This window comes from uncultured Shimia sp. (assembly GCF_947493595.1).
In the GTDB taxonomy this organism is placed as follows: Bacteria; Pseudomonadota; Alphaproteobacteria; order Rhodobacterales; family Rhodobacteraceae; genus Shimia.
In genome coordinates, this window is record NZ_CANLRL010000008.1 from 194,845 (window position 1) to 219,896 (window position 25,052).

At 58.7% G+C, this 25,052-nt stretch carries 31 protein-coding genes and 2 tRNA genes; 13 read left to right on the plus strand and 20 right to left on the minus strand.

The window, feature by feature from the left end:
- Nucleotides 1–176 precede the first annotated feature (176 nt).
- Entirely contained in the window at nucleotides 177–1,013 is an 837-nt protein-coding gene (locus tag Q0955_RS17465; RefSeq protein ID WP_299426926.1) for an isocitrate lyase/phosphoenolpyruvate mutase family protein, read from the plus strand.
- Nucleotides 1,014–1,115: 102 nt separating this feature from the next.
- On the opposite strand, the gene Q0955_RS17470 is transcribed toward Q0955_RS17465, so the two are convergent.
- Both Q0955_RS17470 and Q0955_RS17475 read right to left on the minus strand, forming a co-directional pair.
- Complete coding sequence (locus tag Q0955_RS17470) at nucleotides 1,116–2,015, minus strand: YHYH protein (RefSeq protein ID WP_299426928.1); 900 nt, start codon at nucleotides 2,013–2,015, stop codon at nucleotides 1,116–1,118.
- Between the two features lie 21 nt (nucleotides 2,016–2,036).
- A complete protein-coding gene (locus Q0955_RS17475; protein ID WP_299426931.1) occupies nucleotides 2,037–2,411 on the minus strand; it encodes a hypothetical protein in 375 nt (124 codons plus the stop codon).
- A gap of 129 nt (nucleotides 2,412–2,540) precedes the next feature.
- Between Q0955_RS17475 and Q0955_RS17480 the strand changes: the two genes are divergently transcribed.
- Both Q0955_RS17480 and Q0955_RS17485 read left to right on the plus strand, forming a co-directional pair.
- Nucleotides 2,541–2,615 (plus strand) — tRNA-Gly (locus tag Q0955_RS17480).
- Nucleotides 2,616–2,785: 170 nt separating this feature from the next.
- Nucleotides 2,786–2,860: transfer RNA gene (locus Q0955_RS17485), tRNA-Gly, on the plus strand.
- Nucleotides 2,861–2,970: 110 nt separating this feature from the next.
- On the opposite strand, the gene Q0955_RS17490 is transcribed toward Q0955_RS17485, so the two are convergent.
- From Q0955_RS17490 to Q0955_RS17500, 3 genes are all read right to left on the minus strand, one after another.
- A complete protein-coding gene (locus Q0955_RS17490; protein ID WP_299426934.1) occupies nucleotides 2,971–4,320 on the minus strand; it encodes an 8-oxoguanine deaminase in 1,350 nt (449 codons plus the stop codon).
- A gap of 134 nt (nucleotides 4,321–4,454) precedes the next feature.
- Nucleotides 4,455–5,246, minus strand: coding sequence for a histidinol-phosphatase (gene hisN / locus Q0955_RS17495; protein ID WP_299426937.1), 792 nt, complete (start codon nucleotides 5,244–5,246; stop codon nucleotides 4,455–4,457).
- A 57-nt stretch (nucleotides 5,247–5,303) separates the two neighbouring features.
- Entirely contained in the window at nucleotides 5,304–5,672 is a 369-nt protein-coding gene (locus Q0955_RS17500) for a helix-turn-helix transcriptional regulator (protein WP_168591397.1), read from the minus strand.
- 333 nt (nucleotides 5,673–6,005) lie between these two features.
- Here Q0955_RS17500 and Q0955_RS17505 point away from each other — a divergent pair, with 333 nt between their 5' ends.
- Nucleotides 6,006–6,968, plus strand: coding sequence for an NADPH:quinone oxidoreductase family protein (locus Q0955_RS17505; RefSeq protein ID WP_299426940.1), 963 nt, complete (start codon nucleotides 6,006–6,008; stop codon nucleotides 6,966–6,968).
- Nucleotides 6,969–6,971: 3 nt separating this feature from the next.
- Here Q0955_RS17505 and Q0955_RS17510 read toward each other — a convergent pair whose 3' ends face one another.
- A complete protein-coding gene (locus Q0955_RS17510) occupies nucleotides 6,972–7,865 on the minus strand; it encodes a LysR family transcriptional regulator (RefSeq protein WP_299426943.1) in 894 nt (297 codons plus the stop codon).
- Nucleotides 7,866–8,024: 159 nt separating this feature from the next.
- On the opposite strand from Q0955_RS17510, the gene Q0955_RS17515 reads away from it, so the two are divergent.
- A complete protein-coding gene (locus tag Q0955_RS17515) occupies nucleotides 8,025–8,234 on the plus strand; it encodes a DUF1127 domain-containing protein (RefSeq protein WP_299426946.1) in 210 nt (69 codons plus the stop codon).
- A 142-nt stretch (nucleotides 8,235–8,376) separates the two neighbouring features.
- Nucleotides 8,377–9,135 (plus strand): Bax inhibitor-1/YccA family protein, encoded by a 759-nt coding sequence (locus tag Q0955_RS17520; RefSeq protein ID WP_299426949.1) that lies wholly within the window; start codon nucleotides 8,377–8,379, stop codon nucleotides 9,133–9,135.
- A 54-nt stretch (nucleotides 9,136–9,189) separates the two neighbouring features.
- Here Q0955_RS17520 and Q0955_RS17525 read toward each other — a convergent pair whose 3' ends face one another.
- Entirely contained in the window at nucleotides 9,190–9,717 is a 528-nt protein-coding gene (locus tag Q0955_RS17525; protein WP_299426951.1) for a GNAT family N-acetyltransferase, read from the minus strand.
- A gap of 113 nt (nucleotides 9,718–9,830) precedes the next feature.
- Entirely contained in the window at nucleotides 9,831–9,998 is a 168-nt protein-coding gene (gene rpmG / locus Q0955_RS17530; protein ID WP_007814563.1) for a 50S ribosomal protein L33, read from the minus strand.
- A 218-nt stretch (nucleotides 9,999–10,216) separates the two neighbouring features.
- On the opposite strand from rpmG, the gene Q0955_RS17535 reads away from it, so the two are divergent.
- Nucleotides 10,217–11,263, plus strand: coding sequence for an alkane 1-monooxygenase (locus Q0955_RS17535; RefSeq protein ID WP_299426953.1), 1,047 nt, complete (start codon nucleotides 10,217–10,219; stop codon nucleotides 11,261–11,263).
- Between the two features lie 38 nt (nucleotides 11,264–11,301).
- Nucleotides 11,302–11,700: a hypothetical protein gene (locus Q0955_RS17540; RefSeq protein ID WP_299426956.1), complete on the plus strand. Its 399-nt coding sequence runs from the start codon at nucleotides 11,302–11,304 to the stop codon at nucleotides 11,698–11,700.
- A gap of 9 nt (nucleotides 11,701–11,709) precedes the next feature.
- Here Q0955_RS17540 and xseA read toward each other — a convergent pair whose 3' ends face one another.
- A complete protein-coding gene (xseA, locus tag Q0955_RS17545) occupies nucleotides 11,710–13,245 on the minus strand; it encodes an exodeoxyribonuclease VII large subunit (RefSeq protein ID WP_299426959.1) in 1,536 nt (511 codons plus the stop codon).
- Between the two features lie 83 nt (nucleotides 13,246–13,328).
- Here xseA and purD point away from each other — a divergent pair, with 83 nt between their 5' ends.
- A complete protein-coding gene (gene purD, locus Q0955_RS17550; protein ID WP_299426962.1) occupies nucleotides 13,329–14,591 on the plus strand; it encodes a phosphoribosylamine--glycine ligase in 1,263 nt (420 codons plus the stop codon).
- A gap of 70 nt (nucleotides 14,592–14,661) precedes the next feature.
- The gene (locus Q0955_RS17555; RefSeq protein ID WP_299426965.1) at nucleotides 14,662–15,273 is read left to right on the plus strand and encodes a LuxR C-terminal-related transcriptional regulator; all 612 of its coding nucleotides are present in this window, start codon (nucleotides 14,662–14,664) and stop codon (nucleotides 15,271–15,273) included.
- A gap of 69 nt (nucleotides 15,274–15,342) precedes the next feature.
- Here the strand turns inward: Q0955_RS17555 and Q0955_RS17560 are convergent, their stop codons facing one another.
- Nucleotides 15,343–16,032, minus strand: coding sequence for a VCBS repeat-containing protein (locus Q0955_RS17560; RefSeq protein WP_299427038.1), 690 nt, complete (start codon nucleotides 16,030–16,032; stop codon nucleotides 15,343–15,345).
- A gap of 56 nt (nucleotides 16,033–16,088) precedes the next feature.
- Nucleotides 16,089–16,412: a 2Fe-2S iron-sulfur cluster-binding protein gene (locus Q0955_RS17565; protein ID WP_283426585.1), complete on the minus strand. Its 324-nt coding sequence runs from the start codon at nucleotides 16,410–16,412 to the stop codon at nucleotides 16,089–16,091.
- A 125-nt stretch (nucleotides 16,413–16,537) separates the two neighbouring features.
- Here Q0955_RS17565 and Q0955_RS17570 point away from each other — a divergent pair, with 125 nt between their 5' ends.
- Nucleotides 16,538–16,939 carry an OB-fold nucleic acid binding domain-containing protein gene (locus Q0955_RS17570; RefSeq protein WP_299426971.1) on the plus strand — a complete coding sequence of 134 codons (402 nt, stop codon included), beginning with the start codon at nucleotides 16,538–16,540 and terminating at the stop codon, nucleotides 16,937–16,939.
- Nucleotides 16,940–16,997: 58 nt separating this feature from the next.
- On the plus strand, nucleotides 16,998–17,558 hold the full coding sequence (locus Q0955_RS17575; protein WP_299426974.1) for a peptidoglycan-binding domain-containing protein: 561 nt from the start codon (nucleotides 16,998–17,000) through the stop codon (nucleotides 17,556–17,558).
- Between the two features lie 70 nt (nucleotides 17,559–17,628).
- On the opposite strand, the gene Q0955_RS17580 is transcribed toward Q0955_RS17575, so the two are convergent.
- From Q0955_RS17580 to Q0955_RS17600, 5 genes are all read right to left on the minus strand, one after another.
- Nucleotides 17,629–19,023 (minus strand): Do family serine endopeptidase, encoded by a 1,395-nt coding sequence (locus Q0955_RS17580; RefSeq protein ID WP_299427041.1) that lies wholly within the window; start codon nucleotides 19,021–19,023, stop codon nucleotides 17,629–17,631.
- 246 nt (nucleotides 19,024–19,269) lie between these two features.
- Nucleotides 19,270–19,746 carry a hypothetical protein gene (locus Q0955_RS17585; RefSeq protein WP_299426977.1) on the minus strand — a complete coding sequence of 159 codons (477 nt, stop codon included), beginning with the start codon at nucleotides 19,744–19,746 and terminating at the stop codon, nucleotides 19,270–19,272.
- Nucleotides 19,743–19,901, minus strand: a complete 159-nt coding sequence (locus Q0955_RS17590; RefSeq protein WP_168591412.1) for a hemin uptake protein HemP — start codon at nucleotides 19,899–19,901, stop codon at nucleotides 19,743–19,745. The genes Q0955_RS17585 and Q0955_RS17590 overlap by 4 nt, the downstream gene beginning before the upstream one ends.
- Before the next feature lie 238 nt (nucleotides 19,902–20,139).
- A complete protein-coding gene (locus Q0955_RS17595) occupies nucleotides 20,140–20,727 on the minus strand; it encodes a lytic transglycosylase (RefSeq protein ID WP_299426980.1) in 588 nt (195 codons plus the stop codon).
- Nucleotides 20,728–20,801: 74 nt separating this feature from the next.
- A complete protein-coding gene (locus tag Q0955_RS17600) occupies nucleotides 20,802–21,683 on the minus strand; it encodes an AEC family transporter (RefSeq protein WP_299426983.1) in 882 nt (293 codons plus the stop codon).
- A gap of 83 nt (nucleotides 21,684–21,766) precedes the next feature.
- Here Q0955_RS17600 and hspQ point away from each other — a divergent pair, with 83 nt between their 5' ends.
- Nucleotides 21,767–22,093, plus strand: coding sequence for a heat shock protein HspQ (hspQ, locus tag Q0955_RS17605; RefSeq protein ID WP_299426986.1), 327 nt, complete (start codon nucleotides 21,767–21,769; stop codon nucleotides 22,091–22,093).
- 59 nt (nucleotides 22,094–22,152) lie between these two features.
- On the opposite strand, the gene Q0955_RS17610 is transcribed toward hspQ, so the two are convergent.
- The 4 genes from Q0955_RS17610 to Q0955_RS17625 all read right to left on the minus strand — a co-directional run bounded on the left by Q0955_RS17610 (nucleotide 22,153) and on the right by Q0955_RS17625 (nucleotide 25,002).
- Nucleotides 22,153–22,539, minus strand: a complete 387-nt coding sequence (locus Q0955_RS17610) for a rhodanese-like domain-containing protein (protein ID WP_299426989.1) — start codon at nucleotides 22,537–22,539, stop codon at nucleotides 22,153–22,155.
- Between the two features lie 3 nt (nucleotides 22,540–22,542).
- Complete coding sequence (gene ggt / locus Q0955_RS17615; RefSeq protein WP_299426992.1) at nucleotides 22,543–24,120, minus strand: gamma-glutamyltransferase; 1,578 nt, start codon at nucleotides 24,118–24,120, stop codon at nucleotides 22,543–22,545.
- An 84-nt stretch (nucleotides 24,121–24,204) separates the two neighbouring features.
- Nucleotides 24,205–24,639 (minus strand): ATP-binding protein, encoded by a 435-nt coding sequence (locus Q0955_RS17620; RefSeq protein ID WP_299426995.1) that lies wholly within the window; start codon nucleotides 24,637–24,639, stop codon nucleotides 24,205–24,207.
- A gap of 33 nt (nucleotides 24,640–24,672) precedes the next feature.
- Entirely contained in the window at nucleotides 24,673–25,002 is a 330-nt protein-coding gene (locus tag Q0955_RS17625) for an STAS domain-containing protein (protein ID WP_299426998.1), read from the minus strand.
- Nucleotides 25,003–25,052 lie beyond the last annotated feature (50 nt).

The following is a 25,052-nucleotide window of genomic DNA, read 5'->3' on the forward strand; positions in this document are numbered from 1 at the left end:
ACGCCTGGTTCCCGGTCGTTTTAGGGTGCCGGGCGCGCGGTCGCAATCACCGTAATTGACCTAGATCAAAAAAAATTGTCGCAGGGGCGCGGGTCTTGGCCGGCTTTTGCGGTTTTTTGTTCCAACTTTGTTCTAATTTCACGCTACGGTAGTGGGAGCCACATAGGAATCAGTGCATGCGTAGAGATCAGAAATACACCGCTTTTTTGGACCTGCATCATGGCGACGCGGCGTTTGTGATGCCCAATCCGTGGGATGCGGGCAGCGCGCGGGTGCTGGCGGCGGAGGGATTCGCGGCCTTGGCTACCACCAGCGCAGGGGCCGCTGTGACACAGGGCCTACGGGACGGGGCGGCCAGCATGACGCGGTCGGCGATTCTCTCCAATGCGGCGGGTATTGTGGCGGCGACAGATCTTCCTGTGTCTGCCGATTTGGAAGATGGCTTTGGCCTGGCGCCGGAAACCTGCGCCAAGACCATTGCCATGGCGGCAGAGGTTGGTCTGGTTGGCGGCTCGATTGAAGATGCCACCGGCGGTGACGACGGCGGCATCATGGACTTGGGGCTGGCAGTGGAGCGGATTGCGGCGGCGGCAGAAGCGGCGCAGACACACCAGTTTGTGCTGACCGCGCGGGCGGAGAACTATCTGCACGGACGGCCAGACTTGAAGGACACAATTGCGCGACTGCAAGCGTTTGAGGCGGCGGGGGCGGATGTGCTCTATGCGCCGGGATTACCCGATTTGAACGCGATCCGGACTGTTTGCTCGGAGGTGAGTAAGCCTGTGAACGTAGTGATGGGACTGCGCCCACCTTTCTTTTCCGTTCGAGAGCTGTCTGAGGCTGGCGTTAAGCGGGTCAGCGTTGGCGGGTCATTAGCGCGGTTGGCTTACGGCGCGGTGCAACAAGCGATGCGCGCGGTGTTGCAGGACGGGGAGTTTGCCTATGCGAACAAAGCCATGCCGGGAGCGGAACTTATGGGACTGATGCGCGCAGCGCCCACCCCACGTGTTTAATGAAGAAACGCCCGCATTGGGGCGCGGGCGTTTCAGGGGCTTCCAAAGGGTGCAGTGCAGAAACACACACCGGGTTGTCACCCTTCGGAATTCTGCGGCGACTTACCTTGGGCGACGTTTTTGAAAGCTGGGGTCCGGCACGCCTTTGTGGCAGCGCGGGATCACTGGGAAGCTATCCGTGAGAAAGTAAGCGTAGGAGCCTTGCGGGTAGTTCGCGGTTTTCACGAATGCGCCATTACACGCATCCAACGTCCCTGCCCCGGCGACATATCTATAGTCCTGAACAAATGTGCCATCGTGGCGGCCAGTGGGTCCGTTGCCGGTGCGGTTGCCTGATTTGAGGCGATACGAGCTGGTCATTTGCGTGACGCGGCCATTTACCGTGGCGGTGATGGCGTAGATCGGGAAGCCGTCCGCCGCATAGCCGATAAGCGGCGATTCCGCTTGGCGCGACCAGCCGAGTCGTTGCATCAGCCCCACCGGCAGGCCGTGATAATGATAGGCGCCGGTGGGCTGCACATGGGCGTAATTGGCATCCAATCCCAGCGGCACCGCGCCGCCCAAAGCTTCATACTGCCAGCCGGAGCGCGGGTTGCCGCGCCAGAACTCTGCCGCGCCGGGATCAAACGGCACGCCGTTGACCGCCACACCAAAGATACCCATGCGGCTTTGTGTGCTGCGTGCGGTTTTCTGCGGCGTGAGCGGCATCTTGAATGTGTGGTTTTGCGCCTTGATGCGGTGAGGATTGCCGCTGTTGGGGAACCGACCAACTTTATGGGCAGGGATGCCATTGGCAGAGATCACCCGCTTGGTGCCTTTCTTGGAGGTGCTCACTTTAGAACGGCCCGCGTTCTTGGTGGCCTTCACCAGACGCAGCGGCTCAGATTCGGTAGCGGTGTGTTGCCGCATAGGGGGGCGGCCCTGGGCATCGCTGCTTGCGGCAGCCCCCACGACAATGGCCACGGCCAAGACGCCGAGCTTCACGTTTTCCAACAAAGTCATGTGGTTCCCTCCAGAAAACCCCTACGGCATAACGGTCACAGGCCCCTGCCCGTCCGCGCCAAAGTCCAACAGCATGGTGAATATGCCGGGCACCGCATCATCAAACCGCAGGGTCAGCTTTTGCTCTTCCAATGCGCCAGCTGGCACGGTGAAGGGCAATTTCTGTCCTGACAGTTTGGCGACATCAACGAAGATGCCTTCCAACGTCATGGGCTCGGTACCGGCGTTATAGAATGTCAGCACCAGGTCGAGACGACGTTTGCGGCGGCGGGTCACGGTGGATGTGACCGTCAAGTGGCTCATGCCATGTCCGGCGTGCGCCAAAACGCCGACCGGGGTCAGCGTAAGCATGGCCAGAAAGCTGCGGCGGCTGAGTGTCTGTGTGGTGTCTGTCATGGGAGGTTGTACGCGCCTTGTTGAGGGTTCCGTCGGTAAAAAATCAAAAATCACATTTTTTTCGGCAAGGCGACATTTTCCACTTGCAGCCCGCCGAGACTCTTTATATTTCACGCCTCACCCAAGGAAGCGGGCGTAGCTCAGGGGTAGAGCATAACCTTGCCAAGGTTAGGGTCGGGCGTTCGAATCGCCTCGCCCGCTCCAATATCTCCCTCGTGGAGAGAGTGATGAAGGCGCGGATTTATCCGCGCCTTTTCGCGTTTCTGGGCCTCTTTTCAGTGACTTAAAAACTTTCTGCGGATTGTGTGAATTTCTTTCGAATTGGGGGTTGCGGTCCCCCGTGGGGAGCGCTAAATCACGGCCATCCAAACGGTGCGGGCGTAGCTCAGGGGTAGAGCATAACCTTGCCAAGGTTAGGGTCGGGCGTTCGAATCGCCTCGCCCGCTCCATTTGGATCAAACGCAAAAAGGCGCCAGGGTTTCCCGGCGCCTTTTGTTTTTTCCGCATGATCTGAATGGCTTGTAACGACGGGCGCGATGGCGCCCGCCGGTGTTTTCGCTTAGAGGCTTTCCGCGAGTCGCGTTGCCAAAGCGTTCTGCCGTTGAATCACCGAAGACAGGTTGATGCTGGTCATATGGCCGTCGCGCACGATTTGACGGCCTTCGACAAAAAGATCGCGCACGGTGGTTGGACCAGCCAGAAGAATCGCCGCCTGATCCCAGCTGCCCGCGCTGTGCACGCCGGTGACATCCCAAATCGCGATGTCGGCGCGTTTGCCAACGGCGATCTGGCCACAATCGTGTCGCCCCAGCACCTCTGCCCCGCCTCGCGTGGCAATTTCGAGCGCTTCGCGGGGGGACATGGCGTCCGCGCCCAGGGCGACTCGCTGCAGCAACATCGCCTGACGGGCCTCTGCCACCAGATTGCCGGCGTCGTTGGAGGCGGATCCGTCTACACCAAGGCCCACCCGCACTTTGGCGTCGCGCATGGCCCGCACCGGGGCGATGCCACTGCCGAGCCGGCAGTTGGAACAGGGGCAATGGGCGACGCCGGTTTTTGTGCGGGCGAAAAGTGCGATTTCGCTTTCGTCCAGTTTCACGCAATGGGCGTGCCACACATCTTCGCCCACCCACCCCAGTTCCTCGGCATATTGACCGGGTCGGCAGCCGAAGTTTTCCAGTGAATAGGCAATATCTTCGTCGTTTTCCGCCAAATGGGTGTGCAGCATCACACCTTTGTCGCGCGCCAAAATGGCGGCGTCGCGCATCAACTCGCGAGACACGGAGAATGGCGAACAGGGGGCCACGCCGACGCGCACCATGCTGCCGTCGCGGGCGTCGTGGTGACTGTCGATCAGGCGAATGGCGTCTTTGAGGATGGCGTCTTCCTTTTCGACCAGAGAATCCGGTGGCAGGCCACCGTCGCTTTCGCCGATGCTCATGGCGCCACGGGTGGGATGAAAACGCATCGCCACTTCCCTGGCGGCCTCGATGGTGTCATCAAGGCGCGACCCGTTTGGGTAGAGGTAGAGATGATCCGAGGTCAGGGTGCAGCCGGAGAGCGCGAGTTCGGCAAGGCCAATTTGGGCGGAGATGTTCATCTCTTCCGGGCCAAAACGTGACCAGATCGGATAGAGCCGTTGGAGCCAGCCAAACAGCAGCGCGTCCTGCCCGCCCGGCACGGCCCGGGTCAGAGTTTGGTAGAGGTGGTGGTGGGTGTTCACCAAGCCGGGCGTAACCACGCAGCCATCGGCAAAAACGGTTTCGCCATCGGTTGTGAGATTCTCGCCAATCTCGGCAATCACGCCATCCTTGATTCGGATGTCATGCGCCGCCAGTTCGCGACGGTCATCATCCATGGTCAGAACAGTCTGAGCGGATTTGATCAGAGTTTCAGAGGCTTGTGCCATATGCGCATTCCTTGGGCCTAAAGAGGGCCCGATTCGGTAGCGATATGAGGCTCAGCGACAGAATGCGGGCAAAGGACTCGCTGTGCCCGTGCATCATAGCGAAGCGGCGGGGCCGCAATCAAGGGTGGTGCATCTTAAGCCTGTGGCAGGAGCGCCAAAGCCTGTGCGTGCAACTCTTTGTTGGCGGCAGCCAAAACCTGCCCGCCCTCATGTGCGGGGCCACCCTGCCAATTGGTGACAATGCCGCCAGCGGCCTCGATCACCGCGATGGGCGCCTGAATGTCATAAGCGTTGAGTCCGGCCTCGATCACCAGATCGATCTGTCCTGCGGCCAAAAGCGCGTAGGCGTAGCAATCCATGCCGTAACGGGTGAGTTTGGTCTGGGAGGCGACACGTTCAAAGCCTGCGCGCTCTGCCTCGGTGCCAACTTCGGGGAAAGTGGTGAAGATGACCGATTCCGCCAAGATGGCTGTGTTGCGGGTTTTGAGCGGCATGGCCCCATGTGGCCCATCAGCCTCCGCGATGCCAAAGCCGCCTTTGAAGCGCTCGCCAATGTAAGGTTGATCGACAACGCCATAGATCGGGCCGGTGTCATCAGACAACGCAAGCAGTACCCCCCAGGTTGGGGTGCCAGAGATAAACGCGCGGGTGCCATCGATGGGATCCAGCACCCAGGTCAGGCCACTGCTGCCCTCGGTTTTTCCAAACTCTTCGCCAAAAATGCCGTCCTGCGGGCGGCGCTCTGCGAGAACGGCACGCATTGCTTCCTCCGCGGCGCGATCTGCCACAGTAACAGGGTCAAACCCCTCAGACAGTTTGTTGTCTGCGGTGAGGGTCGTGCTGCGAAAGTGGGGAAGAATGGCCGCGCGGGCCGCATCAGCCATGGCATCCGCCACAGCGATCAGGTCGTTCTGTTCTGGTGTCATCGGTCACAGTCTCCGCTCTGGCGTTCGCGCCATGGCTAGACCAGAGCGGGAATGGACTCAAGCGACGTCAGACAGGACGCGGGCCAGTTCAAACAGGCGCCGGCGCTGGTTCTCCGGAATGGCATAGTAGCTGCGGATCAGATCCAGCGCTTCTTTGTCAGCCATGATGTCGGCAGGCACGCTGCCGGAGCTTGCGCCATCGCTGTCGCTTTCGAGACCTTCAAAGAAGAAGCTGACCGGCACGTCCAGAGCGTCGGAAATGTCCCAAAGTCGAGAGGCGCTGACACGGTTGGCACCGGTTTCATACTTTTGAATCTGTTGAAACTTGATCCCGACTTGCTCGGCCAGTTGTTGCTGCGTCATCCCCGTCAGCCACCGGCGTTGGCGGATTTTCTTGCCAACATGCACGTCCACTGGATGTGTCATCACACGTCTCCTTCCGAATTAAATATCGGGTCGCAGCCTAGGACCTAGCAGCCCGCCAGCAGCGTCACCAATTCGTTTAGTGAAGTTATCGCGCATCCCTTTCGCGATAATTCACCTTAGCAGTTTTCGCCTTATAATCAAGGGAAAGAATGTGTCTTACCCCTTCTGGATAGAGTAGCCCATTCAATCGGAGATTGTCATGTTAAGCACTTTCTACTCCGTTAAATGCTCAGCCAGAGGGTGACGTCGTGTCGCAATCCTCTGTTTTCAAGGGATCAGCTTTGACTTGATCGCGGACGCATGTGTATTCGAACCTGAGATCAGGAGATTAAGATGCGCGCTTTTCAAGTAACGTCCCATGACACCGCCCCCAGCCTTGTTGATATTGCCAACCCCGAACCCGGCCCCGGCGAGATCCGGGTGAAGATCAAAGCCTGCGCGTTGAATTTTGGCGATCTGCTGATGATCAAAGGCAGCTATCAGGCCACCCCTCCGGTGCCATTTACGCTGGGCATGGAAGTGGCGGGTGTGGTGGACGCGCTGGGGCCGGACACCGATGGGCCTGCGGTTGGCTCGAATGTATTGGTGTTTGGTGGCAGCGGTGGGCTGGCCGAGTTTGGCGTCTATCCGGCCGAAAGCGCCGTGCCGATGCCCAAAGGCATGAGTTATGAAGATGCGGCGGCCTTCCCTGTGGCCTATGGCACCAGCCACGTCGCGCTGGACCATCGCGCCAAGCTGCAACCGGGGGAGAACCTTCTGGTATTGGGCGCGGCCGGAGGTGTTGGCCTGACAGCGGTTGAGTTGGGCAAGCTGATGGGCGCCAATGTAATTGCCTGTGCCCGCGGTGCCGACAAGCTTGCCGTGGCCAAAGCGGCAGGGGCGGATCACCTGATCGACGCCAAGACCGCCGACATCCGTGCAGAAGTGAAGGCCCTGGGTGGCGCGGATGTGGTCTATGACCCTGTGGGCGGGGATCAGTTCAAAGCCGCCTTCCGCGCCTGCAACCCCGAGGCGCGTCTATTGCCATTGGGTTTTGCCAGCGGAGAGGTGCCGCAAATTCCGGCCAACCACTTACTGGTGAAAAACCTGACGGTGATTGGCCTCTATTGGGGCGGGTATCTGTCGTTCAAGCCGGGGGTATTGACCGGCAGCATGCAAACCCTGTTTGACTGGTACGGCGCGGGAAAGCTGAAACCACATGTCAGCCATGTCTTGCCGTTGGAGCAGGCCGCAGAGGCCTATGAACTTCTGCGCAGTCGCAATTCCACCGGCAAGGTGGTTGTGACGGTGGACTAGAGGTTAACCCACCACCCCAAGCCGCGGCGGGCTTTCGACCGGTGCGTGCATGGACAGGAAGCTCTTGCGGATCAATTCGGCCAAATGGGCGATCACATCGCCCTTGGCCTGCTCTGCGCCATACATGTTGATGTGCTGCTCGCCCAGTTCGGGCAGCGCGCCACCATGATCGATGACCTCCAGATGACGCGGCTCGGTGCCAAGCAACATCTCACCAACCCCAAGATCCGCCGCAATAGTTGCCTCTACCGTGCGATCCGATTCTGTTTCCAGTGCGGAATCCCATTCGATGCCTGCACGATCCAGCGCCGAAATTGCCCGCTGCCGGAACAGGCACTGACGGGCAGAGGCAAAGGGAAATGGCCGGCGACGCCAACTCGCCCCCCCCGGTGCGCCAATCCAGACCAGTGGCAAGGTACACAATCCTTCAGCGCCATCTGGCGTGTTGGTTTCCGTGGTCAGGATCAAGTCAATCTCGCCCTTATCAAACAGCTGTTTCAGCTCCAGCGTATAAGATGAACACAGATTGACTTTCACTCGCGGAAAAGCGGCCGCGAACTGCTGCATGACGCGCGGGATGGTCGGGTAGACAATGTCATGTGGCACTCCAAGTGTGACCGCGCCCTCAAACTCATCATGGCTCAAACGGCGCATGATCTCATCGTTGAGCGTGACCATACGACGGGCATAGCCAAGCATCTGCTCCCCCGCCGGGGTGAGGGCAATGCCACGCCCAGAGCGGTCCAAAAGCGCGACACCAATTAACTCTTCCAGACGTTTGAGCTGCATAGAGACCGCCGATTGGGTGAGATGCAGGAAGCCAGCCGCCTTTGTCACACCGCCCATATCGGCAACGGCAACAAAACTGCGGAGCGTGGTTACATCAAGATTGCGCATGGCTGTCTCCCTTTAGATCACTGTTCTTGAACACACATCATGAAACGTGATGAAGTCCGTCACAAACATTCGCTTTCTAAATACACGCATCCACCGATATACATCAAGTAATTTGATGCACAGACCAAGACCAATCGCAAATCAGGAAAGGAACGACCCATGGCCTTCATCACCACTTCATCCGCGAGCTCCCGTGGTTCCAAGTTTTCCCTGTCCCGCCTGACGCAGGCCTTTGCCGTCCTGCGCCAGCGCCGCCAGTTGGCCCGGCTGGACGCCGCCGCCCTGCACGACATGGGCCTGACCCAAGCCGATGTGGACTGCGAATTGAGCCGCTCCGCCTGGGATGTGCCAGCGCATTGGCGCGGATAAGACAAACGTTAACATTGATGCGGATTTTCGCCGGTTTTGACGGCGGAAATCCTTGAATTCACGCCTCCCGTCACCGATATTCTCTGATGAAACCCTCTGAACGTCAGGTTCTGGGGGCAATAAAGTTAACTCGGAGGCTTTGATGGCTGAATTTGACACGATCCGCAGCACGGCGACCGCCAGCGCGGCTCATATCGACGCGGGTCTGCGCGCCCACATGAACAAAGTGTATGGCAACATGTCCGTTGGCATGCTGATCACTTTCGCCGCAGCATGGGCGCTGTCCGGCCTGGCCGTTGCGACCGATCCTGCGACCGGCGCAAAAATGCTGACATCATTGGGCAATGCGCTTTATGCCTCCCCTCTGAAGTGGGTCATCATGTTTGCCCCTTTGGCGATGGTGTTTGGCTTTGGCATGGCGATCAACCGCCTGTCCGCCGCTGGCGCACAGCTGTTCTTCTACACGTTTGCAGCCCTGATGGGCGCATCGATCAGCTCGATCTTCCTGGTGTTCACCGGTGAGTCGATCATCCAGACCTTCCTGATCACATCGATCGCCTTTGCGGGTCTGTCGCTCTATGGCTACACCACCAAGAAGAACCTGTCCGGTCTTGGCACCTTCCTGATGATGGGTCTGATCGGTCTGATCGTGGCGTCGATTGTGAACATCTTCCTGCAGTCTTCTGCGATGGCGTTTGCAATCTCTGCCATTGGTGTTTTGATCTTTGCTGCGCTGACCGCATATGACACGCAGAAGATCAAGAACGACTACATCCAGCACGCCCATATGGGTGACAGCGAGTGGCTGGCGAAGTCTGCGATCATGGGCGCGCTGACCCTGTATCTGGACTTCATCAACCTGTTCATGTTCCTGCTGCAGTTCCTCGGCAACCGCGAGTGATCCGCATAGCATAGCAATAGAAAAGGCCGGTCATTGCGACCGGCCTTTTTTGTGTCACGCGTATTCTGGGGCGCAAAGGTTGCGGCGCATCTGGATGGCCGGAAAATGCACACCAGGGGCCAATGTGAGCTCCACCTCGGTGGTCTCCTCAAAGCCCATAGCTTCATAAAAAGGCCGAGCGGTATACGTGCTCATGCAACTCATTTGACGCATACCATGCGCCTCTGCAGAAGCCAGGGACACATCAATCAATGTGCGTGCAACACCGCGTCGCAGCCAATCCGGGCGGGTGGCCACATGGCGCATGTGCCCAAGATCGGTGCCACTTACGCCGCGAGACGGGCTGAGATCCGTCCAGCCCCCTGCCCCGACAATGGCGTCGGTTTCTGCACATTCGGCAACAAAATAGGTGCCGCAGGCCAGCAGAGACGCGCGCGCTTTGGTGATCAGCGGCAGCGCCTCCGTCAGCACGGCTTCTTCATAGTCCTGCGGCAGCAAATCCGGATAGGATTGAGCAAACAGGTCAGAAACGGCCTGGCGGTCATCAAGGCTGGCGGGGCGGATAAAGAATGGATGGGGCATTTGGAAACCCTCCTGAAGAAAACGTTTTTTGTTTTTCAGGCGCGGGTTTCTTTAAAAGCAAAAAGCCGCGCCTTGGTTTGGCGCGGCTTTTGCATGTGTCTCAGAAAGCGATCTTACTTGATCTTGCCTTCTTTGTACTCGACATGCTTGCGCACCACCGGGTCGTATTTACGGACGACCATTTTTTCGGTCATCGTGCGTGCGTTTTTCTTGGTCACGTAGAAATGGCCCGTGCCCGCGGTCGAGTTCAGACGGATCTTGATGGTCGTCGGCTTCGCCATTGTACTTCTCCTGCGCCGGGGCACAGATACCCCGTGTAAATCTCTTGAAGCCCGCCTTTTAATGATGGCTGGGGCCGAGTCAATGGGGTTGGCGCGGGATTCCTCAAGAAAATTGCAATCCACTGAAAATAACCCCTCGTCACCGCTTTGCAGGACGGAAACGAAGGAGTAATTTTGCCCGGATACAAAGCGCGTGGGCTCTTTGAAAGGGAAAACACATGGCTTGGTTCTGGATCGCGACAACGATTCCCGTGGTGCTGCTGGCGCTTGGCGGGCTGTTGGGTGGTCTATGGGCAGTCGCTGCGCTGGTCTATATGGGTAGCCTTATTCATGTGATGGACCGGTTGGTGCAAGGCGCAGCGGTAAAAACCGGTGCGGATGGCGAGTTTCCCAGTGGGATGCAGCTGTCGCTGGTGCTGGGCCTCGCGCATTTTCCGCTGATGGTGATTGCCGTGCTGGCTTTGGCGGGTGCCACAGGGATCAGCCTTGGCGCCAAGGTTTGCTGTTTCATCGCGTTTGGACTGTTCTTTGGACAGGTGAGCAATGCCAATGCCCATGAGTTGATCCACAAAGCAGCGCGGTTTCCGCGCAGGCTGGGCATGTGGGTCTATATCTCGCTGCTGTTTGGACATCACACCTCGGCGCACCCCAAGGTGCATCACATCTGGGTGGCAACTGACAAAGACCCCAATAGCCCCAAAGAGGGCGAGAATTTTTATCAATTCTGGCCGCGGGCGTGGGTTGGATCCTTTGTCGCCGGATGGCAGGCGGAGACCGCGATGCGCAAGCGAGCTGGTGCCCGCAAATCCCTGCTGCATCCCTATTTGATCTATGTCGGCGGCGCGGTGCTCTGCCTGGCGGTGGCGGCGCGCTTGGCAGGGCTGGGCGGCATGGTGGCTTATGTGGCGCTGGCGAGTTACGGCAGCATGCAACTATTGTTGTCAGACTATGTGCAGCACTATGGTTTGCATCGGCAGATACACGAGAACGGCAAGCCGGAACCGGTGGGGCCAGAGCACAGCTGGAACGCGCCGCAACTTTATACCTCCGCGCTGATGCTCAATGCGCCGCGTCATTCGGACCACCATATGGTGCCCACGCGGGACTACCCGGCCTTGCAACTGGACAAGGCGACCATGCCCATCCTGCCGCAGTCATTGCCGTTAATGGCAATTCTGGCGCTCTGGCCGCGCCAATGGCGGCGGGTGATGGATCCCCGTGTTGAGAAACTGAGAGTGGCAAAACTGCGCGCATCACAGCAATGAGACTGGATTGCTGCCCACACCTCAGGCAGCATGGCGCCATGAAGTATGTGAGCATTGTTTTGGCGCTGTTAAGCAGCGCGGCGGCGGCAGAAGACGCCATGTCGGCCGCCGAATTTGAAGCCTATGTGTCAGGCAAGACCCTGTTTTATGAGGCGGACGGGCGGCGCTACGGCGTGGAAGAGTATCTGTCAGATCGGCGGGTACGGTGGGCGTTTCTGGACGGCAGTGGCCAGTGCAAAGATGGCTACTGGTACGAGGAGGCCGGTCAGATCTGTTTTGTCTATGAGGACAGCCCCGGGGCTCAGTGCTGGAGTTTCTATGAGGACTCCCGCGGCCTGCGCGCCAAGTTTGAAAATGAGCCGGACGGGCGGCTGCTATATGAGATCGAAGACAGCTCCGAAGAGATGTTGTGCCTTGGGCCAGATGTTGGGGTCTAAGCGACAGCTTTAGAACAGGCTGCCCTGCTCAGGTGGCGGCGTTTTCTTCGCTTTGGGTTTTGGCGCAGGCTTGGGCTTTTCAGCTGCAGGCTGCGGCGGTGCAGATGGGACAACTGCGCCCCCTGACCCAACGGACAGGCGACCATCGGCAAATTCAATTTCCAAAGCGTTGGCGGCGGAGGCCTCAGCGGAGGTTTTCACCAAAGCCCCATCCCCGCGCACCACGGCGTAACCGCGTTGCAACGTGGCGGTGTAGCTGAGCGTTTCACGCATCCGGTCCAATGAGGCGAGACGATCTTTCAGTGTTTGCACCTGACGGGTGCCTCCATCTGAAAGACGACGCGAAAGTTCCGAGACCTTTTCCTTTCTCAGGCCAATGTTTCGCTCGAGCGCTTTCTGTGAAAGACGGTCACTGAACCCTTGGTGCTTTTGCTTGTGAACCGCGATAATCCGCAGCAACGTCTTGTCGCTCAATCCACCACTTTTCTGCGCCAAGGTAACACGACGCGCCTGCACACCAGCCTGCAAGACTCGAGGCAGAGCATCCGTCGCTGCATCAAGTCGCTGTCGCGGGGTTTGCAGCAGGGTGTCGGCACGCGGCAGCGCACGGGCCAGATCCCGCAGGCGTTGGTCGCGTTGGCGCAACCCTTGCTCCAGCCCCCGAGTGAGGCGCGCGCCTTGTTCTTCAACCCAAGCCAGCATGTCGAGCCGCACCGGCACAGCCAGTTCAGCCGCTGCCGTTGGGGTTGGCGCGCGTTTGTCGGAGACAAAGTCAATCAGCGTAGTGTCGGTTTCGTGGCCGACAGCGGAGATCAACGGGATATCAGAGGCCGCAGCGGCCCGCGCGACCACTTCTTCGTTAAAGCCCCAGAGGTCTTCGATGCTGCCACCGCCTCGGGCGACAATGATAAGATCCGGACGCGGCATCGCCCCGCCGGGGGTCATTTGGTTAAAGCCATTGATGGCGTTGGCCACCTGTTTGGCACATTGCTCCCCCTGCACCGCGACAGGCCACAACAGCACTTTGCGCGGGAAGCGGTCCCGCAGGCGGTGCAGAATGTCACGGATCACGGCCCCGCTAGGCGAGGTCACCACGCCGATGATTTCCGGCAGATAGGGCAGCGGCTTTTTGCTTTCCTGCGCAAACAGGCCTTCGGCCTGCAACATGGCTTTGCGTTTTTCCAGCATCGCCATCAGCGCGCCGACACCGGCCGGCTTCAGGTCTTCGATCACCAGTTGGTATTTGGATTGGCCCGGGAAGGTGGTGAGCCGCCCGGTGGCAACCACTTCCATGCCTTCTTCGGGACGGGTGGACACACGCGCCGCGACGCCTTTCCACATTACACCTGCAATCACGGAGCGGTCGTCTTTCAGGTCGAGATAGACATGCCCCGAGCGCGGAAAAGATACCCGCCCGATCTCGCCTTTTATGCGCACATGGGAGAACTCGCCCTCGATCATACGTTTGATCGCGCCGGAGAGTTCGGTGACGCTGAATTCCGGGGCGTTTTCGCCCTCTCTTGGGTCGTCGATCAGATCAGACATGGGTGCGCTGCTCAGTTCCCTTGTTTCCTGTGCCAAGCCACCTTAGAACGCCGCAAAGCGGAGGCCAAGCGGAAGGCGGCAACATGAACATTCTTATTCTCGGCAGCGGTGGACGTGAGCACGCACTGGCATGGGCGGTGATGCAGAACCCGAAATGCGACAAGCTGATTGTGGCACCGGGCAACGCGGGCATCGCGCAGATCGCGGAATGCGCCAGCTTTGACATCGAGGATGGCGGCGAGGTTGTGACCTTTGTGGCGGCCAATGCGATTGATTTTGTCATTGTCGGCCCAGAAGCGCCGCTGGCCAACGGTGTGGCGGACCGGCTGCGCGAAGCGGGCGTGCTGGTGTTTGGACCGTCCAAGGCAGCCGCACGATTGGAAGCCTCCAAGAGCTTCACCAAAGAGATTTGTGACGCGGCCAATGCGCCCACGGCGGGCTATGGACACTTCACCGATGCAGAAGCCGCCAAAGCCTACATCCGCGAGCAAGGCGCACCCATTGTGGTGAAAGCCGACGGTCTTGCGGCTGGCAAAGGTGTGATTGTGGCGATGGACCTGCAAACCGCTTTGGATGCGGTAGACGACATGTTTGGCGGCGCCTTTGGTGGCGCGGGGGCCGAAGTGGTGGTCGAAGAGTTCATGGAAGGCGAAGAGGCCTCGTTCTTCATCCTGTGTGACGGCAAGACCGCCCTGCCTGTGGGCACCGCGCAAGACCACAAGCGTGTGGGCGAAGGCGACACGGGCCTAAACACCGGTGGTATGGGCGCTTACTCGCCTGCGCCAGTGTTGTCCGATGAGATTGCGCAAAAGGCGCTGGATGAGATCGTGCAGCCCACCATTGATGAGATGGCAAAGCGCGGCACGCCGTATCAGGGTGTGCTCTACGTCGGTCTGATGATCAAGGACGGTCAGCCACGCCTGGTGGAATACAACGTGCGTTTTGGCGATCCGGAGTGTCAGGTGCTGATGATGCGGCTAGGAGCACAGGCGATGGATCTGATACATGCGGCGGCTGAAGAGCGGCTGCATGAGGCGCAGGTGAATTGGGCCGATGATCATGCGATCACCGTGGTGATGGCGGCCAATGGCTATCCCGGGTCTTATGAGAAGGGCTCTGTGATTGGCGGGCTGGACGCCATCACGTCCGACAGCAAGAACATGGTGTTCCACGCGGGCACCACCGAGAAAGACGGCCAGATCACCGCGTCCGGTGGCCGTGTTCTGAACGTCACCGCGCGGGGCGCCAGCCTGCAGGAAGCGCGCGATCAGGCTTATGCCATGGTCGATGCGATTGATTGGCCTGGCGGGTTTTACCGTCGCGACATCGGCTGGCGCGCGCTCTAATAGGTAGTTTTGCGGGCGTTGCGCCAAGGTGTGCAGCGCCCTATTCTCCGCCTGAATTGGGGGAGATGACATGACCATTTCGGTGGAAGAAGCCTACGCCACGGGCGATTTTGTGGAACTGGCGTTCAGCTTTGCGCCGGTGGGCATAGTGGTCACCGAAAACCGGGTGATCCGCGATTGCAACGACACCTTTGCCGAGATGTTCCGTTACGAGCGCGCGGCGCTCAAAGACAGCACCTTTGCGATCCTCTACCCCACGCAGGAAGAGTTCACCAACATCCGCAATCGCGGTGTGCAGGAGCTGCGCGAGGGCAATTTTTATTGGGATGAACGCGTGATGATGCGGCGCGGGGGTGAGATGTTCTGGTGTCGGGTGCGCGGGCATACATTTACGCCGGAAGACCCGTTGCAGCGCGCGGTCTGGAGCTTTGCGGATATTTCAGACACACGACCTTACCATCCGCTGACCCGCCGTGAACGAGAGGTGTTTTCGCTCTTGGCTGAAGGGCTGACCAGCAAGGAGATCGCGATCAAGCTGGAGATGAGCAACCGTACGGTGGAGGTGCATCGCGGCAAGCTTTTGAAGAAGTTTGGCGTGTCCAACACCGCGAGCCTGTTCCAATCTCTGGGCGCGATTGGCACGCGGCATATTTACTCAGCGAGCGACGGGACCGTGCGCTAGGGGGCGGAAGGGGCCAGCCCCTCTTGGCCTGCGACCAATTCACCCCGGGATATTTTTAGAAAGAGAATCCTAGGGCGCTTTGCAGTCCAGCGCGCGTTTGAGGGAAGTCTGGCCTTTGAAAGGGCCAAGGGCGCGGGGTGACAGGGCCTTGCCGTCAAAACCTGTGGCCATGACCTCTGACCAGTTGGCATTGACCGTGATCATTTCCGGGCCGTCGCCGCAATCGCGGATGCCACCGGAGATGAAGTCTTCGCCGATGCGGTGATTGGTCAGGCCAGCTTGTGAGGCCGCCTGGGTCAGTTTGTTATCCTGGAACCGCCAGACGCGCAGGGTTTTGGCCAGATGGGGCCGGTCGATATAGGCCACTTCTATGTGACCGTCGCCGTCGAGATCTGCGGCCCCGATGGGCGCGAGCCAACGGTTGCGTTGGCCGATGTGGGGCGTGGCGGCGCGCAGGCCGTTTTGGTCGTAAATGGCGAGGCGAGCGCCGCCGGTCTGGCTGCTTTCGACCACAATCACTTCAGGCGCGCCATCCCCATCCATATCCACCAGACGCGGTGCAATGTCTTCAAAGACGCGATCTTGGGGGAGCGTGAGTGTGAGACGCTTGCCCCCCTTCAAGGTCAGCTCAAGCGTGCCGTACTCAATGGCATCACCAAGCACTCCATGGGCATATCGGGAGGTTTCGTCTGTGTAGCGGGCGGACGTGATCTCTGCCATCACCGGAGCCGCCATCAGCCCCACACCCGCCGCGATCATTGCGCGGCGCGTGAAACGGCGCAGCGTATTTGACAGAAGACGCCGCGCCATAACCATCAGATTTGCTTTTCTGGCAGTTTGACAACCAGACCGTCCAGCGCGTCGGTGACCTTGATCTGGCAGGTCAGGCGAGAGGTGTCCGGGTTGGGCTCATAGGCAAAATCCAGCATGTCTTCTTCCATGTCGTCTTTGGCCGGAATTTTTTCCACCCAGGACGGATCCACATAGACGTGACAGGTTGAGCAGGCACAGGCGCCACCACAATCGGCTTCGATGCCGGGAACATTATTGTCACGTGCGCCTTCCATAACGGTCAAGCCGTTGGCGACCTCCACAACATGTTCGGTACCGTTGTGCTCGACATAGGTGATTTTGGCCATGTCTGGCTCCTTTGAGAAACTGTTCGCATCCCTAGTTAGGTCAGGCCTTGCGCCGCTTCCACCCCCATTTGCGACCAGCCCCCCTTCCCCTTGCGACAAATTTCAAATGTTCTATATTTGTTCTTATGCAGATTGTCACATCGCCTCCAACATCACCACGGCTTGGATATGCCCGGCCTGCGGATTGGCCGCGCCCACCAGCGGCTTTGACCGCCAATCGCCTGATCGAGCCCCCCAATGGCGCGCGGATCACCGTGGCGGGGCTGGTGATTCTGCGGCAACGGCCCGGCACCGCCAAAGGGGTGATCTTTGTCACGCTGGAGGATGAGACCGGCGTGATAAATATCATTGTCTGGCGCAGCCTTTATGAGCATTTCCGCCGCGCGGTGATTGCCGGGCGGCTGCTCAGGGTCACCGGGCGCATTCAGCGGGAGAACAATGTCACCCATGTGATTGCCGAACGGATCGAAGATCTTTCGCCGCTCTTGGACAGTTTGGTCACACCGCCAGAACCTTCAGACAAATGACGCGTTTCGCTGCGGCGCAAAACGCGGTATGACAGGGCAAAACACATGAGGCGCGAGCATGCCCGCAGATTTTGCCGCACGATCGGTTCTGGCCGCCACAGCGCTTTTGGCGCTGGGGAGCCTGACGGCGTGTGAAGATCAAATTGCCTCCGCGCCCTATATCGCCGCCTTTAACGAGCCCGAGATTGTACGCGCCGAAGATGCCGGCGCGCCGCCCAATGCGCGGCCTGGCAGTTGCTGGGGCCGGCACGTCACACCGGCCGTGGTGGAAACCGTGAGCGAGCAGGTCATGGTGCAGCCGCCGGAAGTTTTGGCAGATGGCACCGTGATTGCACCGGGGATTTTCCGCACAGAGACCCAACAGCGCATTGTGCAAGAACGCCGTGAACTGTGGTTTGAAACACCCTGTGTGGAGGTCTGGACCGCAGAGTTCACCGCCTCTTTGCAGCGCGCCCTCAAGGTGCGTGGGTTGTTTTACGGCAGCATCACCGCCGAGCGGGATGCGCGCACGCGGGCGGCCATTCGCAGATACCAAAGCGCAGAGGGGCTCGACAGTGCCATCTTATCGCTGGAAAGCGCGCGGCGACTGGGATTGGTGGCAGTGCCACGGGAAAGCTGATCCCGTTCAGGAAGACATGAAAAAGGGCGCCGCAGCGGGCGCCCTTCTCTGTTTTGGATCGTGGAACAGCTTATTCTTCGATGTTGAGCGCCACAAAGCGAGGCTCACCGGCGCGGCGCACCAGCAGCAGCAGGGATTTGCGGCCCGCCTCTTTGGCTTCTTCGATGCGGTCTTCCAGATCAGCAATCGAGGTCAGCTTCTGTTGCCCCGCTTCGGTCAGCACATCACCCGCCCGCAGGCCTTTTTCATACGCCTTGGAGATCTCGTCCACGTTGCTCACCACAAGACCATCGGTGCCCTCAGACACGCCAAGCTCTTCGCGCATCTCGTCGGTGAGTTCAGTGACTGTCAGCCCAAGGATCTCTTTTTCCACTGGGTCACCAGAGGGCGCTGACTGACTGGCCGGCACTGCGCCTTCCGCCTCTTCCCGGCGGCCCAGAGTGATCGCAAGCGTCACCTCTTTGCCATCCCGCAGCACCACCATATCGACGGTTTTTCCGACATTGGTATTGCCCACAGTACGCACCAGGCCGCGCACATCCTTCACGCTCTGGCCATCAAAACTCAGAATGACATCGCCAGCCAGAACGCCGCCTTTCATCGCCGGACCTTCAGGGACATCGGTGACCATGGCGCCCGCAGCCGTTTTCAGGCCCTCTACCGCATCCACCATGTCTTCGGTCACATCCTGAATGCGCACACCCAGCCAACCACGGCGGGTTTCGCCAAACTCTTTGAGCTGATCCACCACTTTGGTGACCACGTTGGAGGCCATGGAGAAGCCAATACCAATCGAGCCGCCGTTCGGGGACAGAATCGCGGTGTTCACGCCAATCACGTCGCCGTCCATATTGAATAGCGGACCGCCGGAGTTGCCGCGGTTGATGGCGGCGTCGGTCTGAATGTAGTCGTCATAGGCACCAGACAGAGAGCGCCCGCGTTGGGAGACAATACCAGCGGAGACCGAGAAACCTTGGCCCAGCGGGTTGCCCATGGCCATGACCCAATCGCCCACCCGTGCGGTATCGCTGTTGCCAAACACGACAAAATCAAGCGGTTCGTCAGATTCGACCTTCAGCAGGGCGATGTCGGTATTCTTATCGGTGCCAATAACTTTGGCTGGAAGCTCCCCCCCTTCAAAGAACTCGACCAGAATTTCGTCAGCGCCTTCAATCACGTGGTTGTTGGTGACCACAAAGCCATCTGCGGAAATCACAAAGCCGGAGCCCAGCGCGGAGGTGCGGCGTGGTTGGTCACCCTCATTGCCTTGACGGTCCTGGAATTCGCGGAAGAAATCCTCAAACGGGGAGCCTTCGGGCACAATGCCCTGAGGGCCACCTGTGCGACCGGCCACAACCGTGGAGGTGGTGATGTTCACCACGGATGGGCTGATTTTGTCCGCCAGATCGGCAAAACTGTCGGGACGCGCCTGGGCAATCAGCGTTTGCGCCATAACAAACAGCATGGACAAAAACGCGAGCCCGGCTATGCGCCAGCTGCGCTGTTGGGTGTCGGGGTACGTAAGGGTGTCAGAAAACACTTTGGGTTCTCCTTTGGTGTACTTGAAACCTGCCGAGGTGCTCCCGGCGTATGAGGAGAAGTGTGGGCATTTCACGAAGCAATGGCAACCACATGCGCGTCGCGCCGCCTAACATGCTTGTGAGCGCTCTGTGAAAAAAGTGAATGGACAGCCACGGTCTGGCCACAGGGGTTAATGCACTGTGGCCGAAACCGGTGTCGAAATCTGTGGACGAGCGGGCGCCGCACGGGCCACTTTATGAAGGGCCATGCCGAACTCCGCCGCCAAGCCAGCAAAGCACATCGCCATGTCCGGACGCACAACAAGGGAAGCAAGAAGCGCCGCATCTTCCTGATCTCCGTTGGCTCCGGCCTCAATCAAATGGGCAAAGACTGCTTCATCTGCGCCAAGGCAGCGACAGTGACAACCATGGCGGCACAGTGCGCGGCGACCATATTGGCGGCCAACTTCCATCAGGTCTTCAAAAACACCTTTGATGTTACGCGCTTGATCCGGGCCTAGCCCCACGGTGAGCATGGACTCCAGATGCGCAATCCCCACCGGATCCCGCCCCCAGGAGCGCAACCAACGCACCGCCAGCCGTTCCACATCGCCGAGGTCTTCGAGCAGGCCAACACGCTGCCCACCTCTGTGGGGGGCGCCGCTCATTTTGTCAGGATCAGCTTGCCCGCGCGGGTGATACGCAGCGTATAAAGCTGGTCGTTCAGTCGAATGTGAGCCAGGCCGTTGTCACCGGTCAATTGGTTGGCGTCATGGACGGGAAGCGCGTTTGCCATTTCGGGAGCTTGCATTTGCAGGGTCATGGGACTCTCCGTTGGTCCGTATCAATGTGTTGGCTCCCCTGCTGGGTGGCTACTGCGGCTATTTCTGATTGTTTTAGTCAGAAATGTCAAGCGGTGAATTTTGCCACTCTATTGCCCGCCTCCCGTGTGCTCAGAAGCGGATTCCGGTGTGTTTTCTCAAGCTGTCGGCGCAACACAACGAAGAAAGGCGCCCCAAAACTGGTGCGCCTCACTTTCTGTTCACGGAATGGTGACGTTCTCAGCGCAAACGCGAGCAGCTCTTGAGTTGCGATTGATAGGTCGCCGCACGGCTCGCCACGTCATCTGCAACTTTTACCAGCCAGGCTTTGTTGCGGTAGTTGCCGCGCGCATAGCCAGTGTGGCCTTCGTGGTAGTTGAGGTACTGCGCCCGCGCGTCGCTCAGTGAGACACCGTTGCGGTCACGGGATTCATTGAAGTACCACCCCATGAAGTCAGAGGCGTCTTTGATATTGTCGCGTTTGGCGCTGCGGTTGCGGGTCTCGCGGCGGTACTGATCCCAGGTGCCATCCAAAGCCTGGGCATAGCCATAAGCGCTGCTCTGACGGCCCATTGGCAGAATGCCCAGCGCGTATTTGTGAGGCGTGCGGGCGTCGCCAATGAATTTGCTTTCCTGATACAGAACAGCCATCTGCACCGATACTGGCACACCCCACTTGCGTTTCGTGGAGACAAACGCCCGACGGAAATGTGGTTTTTCTTTCAGGATCGCACAGGCGTTATCCAAGTTACGGGGCGCAGAGGTATCCTTCTTGCCGCAGGACGCAACAACAAGCACAACCATCAGCGCGAAGAGAACTCTGCTCATTTGCCTCTCGCTCATTCTTTGTTTTTTGCCACTTTAGCGGATTTTTCCACAGAGGGTAAATCACAAAGCCGGAATTACAGCAGCAATGCCAGTAGAATCGGTAAGCCGATCACAGAAACCAGCGTGGACACCACCACGTAACCGGCGACCGCGTTGCTGTCGGCCTCATATTTCTCAGCCAACAGATAGGCAGTCACGGCCACCGGCATCGCCATTTGCAACACCAGCACCCCAAACAATGTGCCCGTGAGGCCAAAAGCCAGCCCAATGCCCCAACCAACGGCAGCACAGATCAGCAGCTTCACCACCGAGAGCCAGATAGCGGTCACAACCCGCCCCGGCGTGAGCCGCGCTACCGCCACGCCAAGGGTGAGCAACATCATAGGAATCGCCATTTGACCAATCAGATCCAAGGTGTTGGTAATGAAGACAGGTGTATGCCAATCCATCATCAAGAACAGCGCGCCCAAGAGCGTGGCCCAGATCATCGGCTCCTTGATCATTTTGCCAAAAGCGCCCTCGCCCGCGACAATCCAGATGCCCCAGGTGAAGGACAGGATCGCGGAGACGGCCAACATAACCACGGCAGCCTCAAGCCCAGGTTGACCAAACGCAAACAAAGCCAGCGGGATGCCGAGATTGCCGGTGTTGCCAAAGATGATCGGCGCCAAATAGGTCCGCAGGCTCATACCAGCGGCCTTTAAAAGCGCCCATCCAACGGCGCCAACCACAACATAAGCTGATGTCCCGGCCAGAGTCAGCTTGGCCAAGTCTGCAAGATCGGCCTCGGTTTTCATCAGCGCGGTGAAGATCAGACAGGGCACTGCCAGTGTCATGGCAAGGCGCGTAACAAATTGAATGCGGTACTCAAAACCAGCCTTCACCCAGGCAAATCCCACACCGGCCACCAAGAAGACCGGCGCGACAATTTCCAGAACTGTTAAGATTAAGTTCACAGACTGTTTCCCGCTAAAATTCGGCTAAAGTTGGACAAAGCCCCCTTGCAGCGTTTATCTTTGGGATGTAGGGGCTGCAATACATGCTTAGAACACGCGCAAAATATTACCTCGGTCAGGTTGTCCGTCATCGCAAACACCCGTTTCGGGGTGTGGTTTTTGACGTGGACCCCGAATTCTCCAACACAGAGGAGTGGTACGAAGCCATTCCGGAAGACAGCCGTCCGCTCAAGGATCAGCCGTTTTACCACCTGCTGGCAGAAAATGATCAGAGCTACTATGTGGCCTATGTGTCTGAGCAAAACCTGATCGCTGACTATTCCGGCGAACCGGTAAGCCACCCCGATTTGGACGATATGTTTGGGCCTTTTGAAGATGGGGCCTATCCACTGCATTACGCGCTGAACTAAGCGCACATCCAGAAGGGATGGGAAACGCCGGGCGGCAAGGGTCCGGCGTTTTTTGGTTTTTAAGGGGTCTCGATCGGGCCGCCGCGCTTCTTCCACGTCGAAAACCCACCTTCCATTTCCGCGATATTCTCCACGCCCATGTCCTGCAACGCTTTCGCGGACAAGGCAGAGCGCCAAGCGCTTGCACAGAACAGGATCAGGGTTTTGTCGGTCGCAAGCGCCTCTTTGTGATACGGGCTGTCCGGAGCAATCCAGAACTCCAACATCCCACGCGGCGCATGGAACGCGCCTGCGATGCGCCCCTCACGCTCCAATTCCCGCGGATCACGGATGTCGACAAACAACGCTTCACCGGCCGCAACTTTGGCTTCGGCGTCTTCCTGGCTCAGGCTGGTGATCTCCGCCTTGGCGGCATCAACAAGCTCTTTGATTGGTGTGATCGCCATCGCTTAATATCCTATCGCTGCGCCATCTTTGCGCGGATCAGAGGCACCTTCAAGCACGCCATTCTTGTGAATGCGAATGGCCTGTGCCCCGCCGATTGGCATGTCCGGTACAACAATCTTGTGGCCCATGTCCGCGAGATCTTGTTTTACGCTGTCACTGTAGCCGCGTTCCAGCTTCAACGCGCCGTCCTCGACAAAGGAACGCGGGGAGTCCAGCGCGGTTTGCGGATCCATCCCAAAGTCTTCCATGTTGGACAGCACCCGCGCGTGGCCGTTGGGCTGATAGTGTCCACCCATCACGCCGAATGGCATTTCCACACGGCCTTCGCGGCGGATCATACCGGGGATGATGGTGTGCATCGGACGTTTGCCGCCTTTGAGCTCATTGGGATGCCCCTCTTGCAGGGTAAAGCCACCGCCGCGGTTCTGCATCAGGATGCCAAACTTGTCAGACGCAATGCCAGAGCCAAAGGCGTGGAAAATCGAATAGATCATCGACACTGCCATGCCGTCTTTGTCGACCACCGACAGGTAGACCGTATCCTTATGCACCGCCTCGGTCAGCGGTGCGGGCGCGGCCATGGCGCGTTTCGGATCGATCAGTGAGGCGAGTTTGTCTGCGGTTTCCTGTGCCAGCATATGCGCGGTGCGCGTGGTGTGATCCGGATCCGCAATCAATCGATCGCGCGCGTCATAAGCCAGTTTGGCGGCCTCAGCCTCGATATGGGTGCGTGCTGCGCCAAACGGATCCATCGAGGCGATGTCAAAATGCTTGAGAATGTTGAGCAGGAGGATTGCTGTGGCGCCCTGCCCGTTTGGCGGATGCTCCAACAGCTCGGCACCTTTGTACGTCCCACCAATCGGCGTGGCTTCATTGCCCGCCGTAGTGGCGAAGTCTTCCATCGTGTGCACGCCGCCCATGGCGCGCAGGGTGGTGGCCATGTCCTCGGCAATCTCGCCGGTGTAGAAGGCATCACGGCCCTGCGCAGCGACGCGGCGCAGCACTTCGGCCTGGCCCGGTGCGCGGAAGATGTCGCCTTTGTTCAGTGACTTGCCATCGCGCAGGTAATGCCGCCGCCCGTGGCCTTGCAGGTTGCTTTGAGTCTGATGCCAGTCAAAGGCAGAGCGCGGCCCCACGGGAATACCGTCTTCCGCATAGTGGATCACCGGGGCCAGACTGTCAGAAATGCCGAGCTTGCCGTATTTTTCCGACAGGGCGCAGAAACCATCGATGGCGCCAGGCACTGTCACCGCCTCAACGCCAAACAGCGGCACCGCATCCAAACCACGCGCGCGCAAATCAGCAGCATCCGCCGCTGCAGGCGCACGACCAGAGCCGTTATAAGCAAAGACCTCTTCGCTGCCCGCAGGAGACACCAGCGTAAAACAATCGCCGCCAATGCCTGTCGACGCGGGTTCACAAATGCCCAGAAGGACAGAGCCTGCAATCGCCGCGTCCATGGCGTTGCCACCCTGGCGCAGAATATCCACCGCCACTTGCGCCGCCAAAGGCGTGGAGGTGGCACACATGCCATTGGTCGCCATCACTGGTGACCGGCCCGGAAAATGAAAATCTCGCATGACGTCTCCCTAATTCACTTGTGAAGTTTATCGGGAGTTACGTGTGATGCAACCGTTGGACCACGTCAGGCCTAGGTTTGCTATTTAGTCGGGGACGCGAAAGCTGAGCGCGTTGTGCCCGGTAGCATGGCGTTGGTAGCCAATGTCTTGCGCCAGAGAGCGTACCAGCCCCCAGCCAAAGCCGCCTTCGGGCATGTCCAAAAGGTCGCGATCCAGATCAGGCATCTCCCCATCAGGCAATTGACTGTCCGGCATTTCGGCCCCGTTGTCCCGCACCTCGACAAACCAGCATCGATCAACGTAGTTGCAGGCGATCACAATCTGGCCGTCAATTCGCCCGGCCAGCGCATGCTCCACCACATTATTGAGCACCTCAGCCAACACAATTTCAAGCACACCTGCATTACAGGCGGCAAACTCTTGTGCGGTCAGCTTATGACGCAGAGTCTCAAGCGCATTGCGCACCTCTGTTGGGGTGCCCTTGAGCTCAATGTGGATATCAGCCTTTGGTTTAATCAATCTGGGGTTTGTCCCTAACATCAGATCAAATGGTCAGACGACAAATGCGTCATCTAAAGAATTATGAATACGGAACACAGTGTCCATACGGGTCAATCGGAAAACTTTATCGACATTTTCGTTAAGCCCGGCCAATTCCAATGGGTTTTTGCCGCCCAGTTGCTTCATGGCAGCCACAATGGCCCCCAAGCCACTGGAATCGATAAAATCCACCTCGGACAGGTTTAGGACAACGCGGCCATCTGCCGTGTCGGTTTCTTCGCGCATGCGATCTTTAAATTGAATGGCCACGGATGCATCAATCCGTGTTTCGTGAACAGATACCACCAGGGCATCACCCTCTGCCTTACTCGACAGATTCATATGACGTCTCCTTCACCTTTCGTCCTTGGCACAGTCTAGGCCGCAATGGT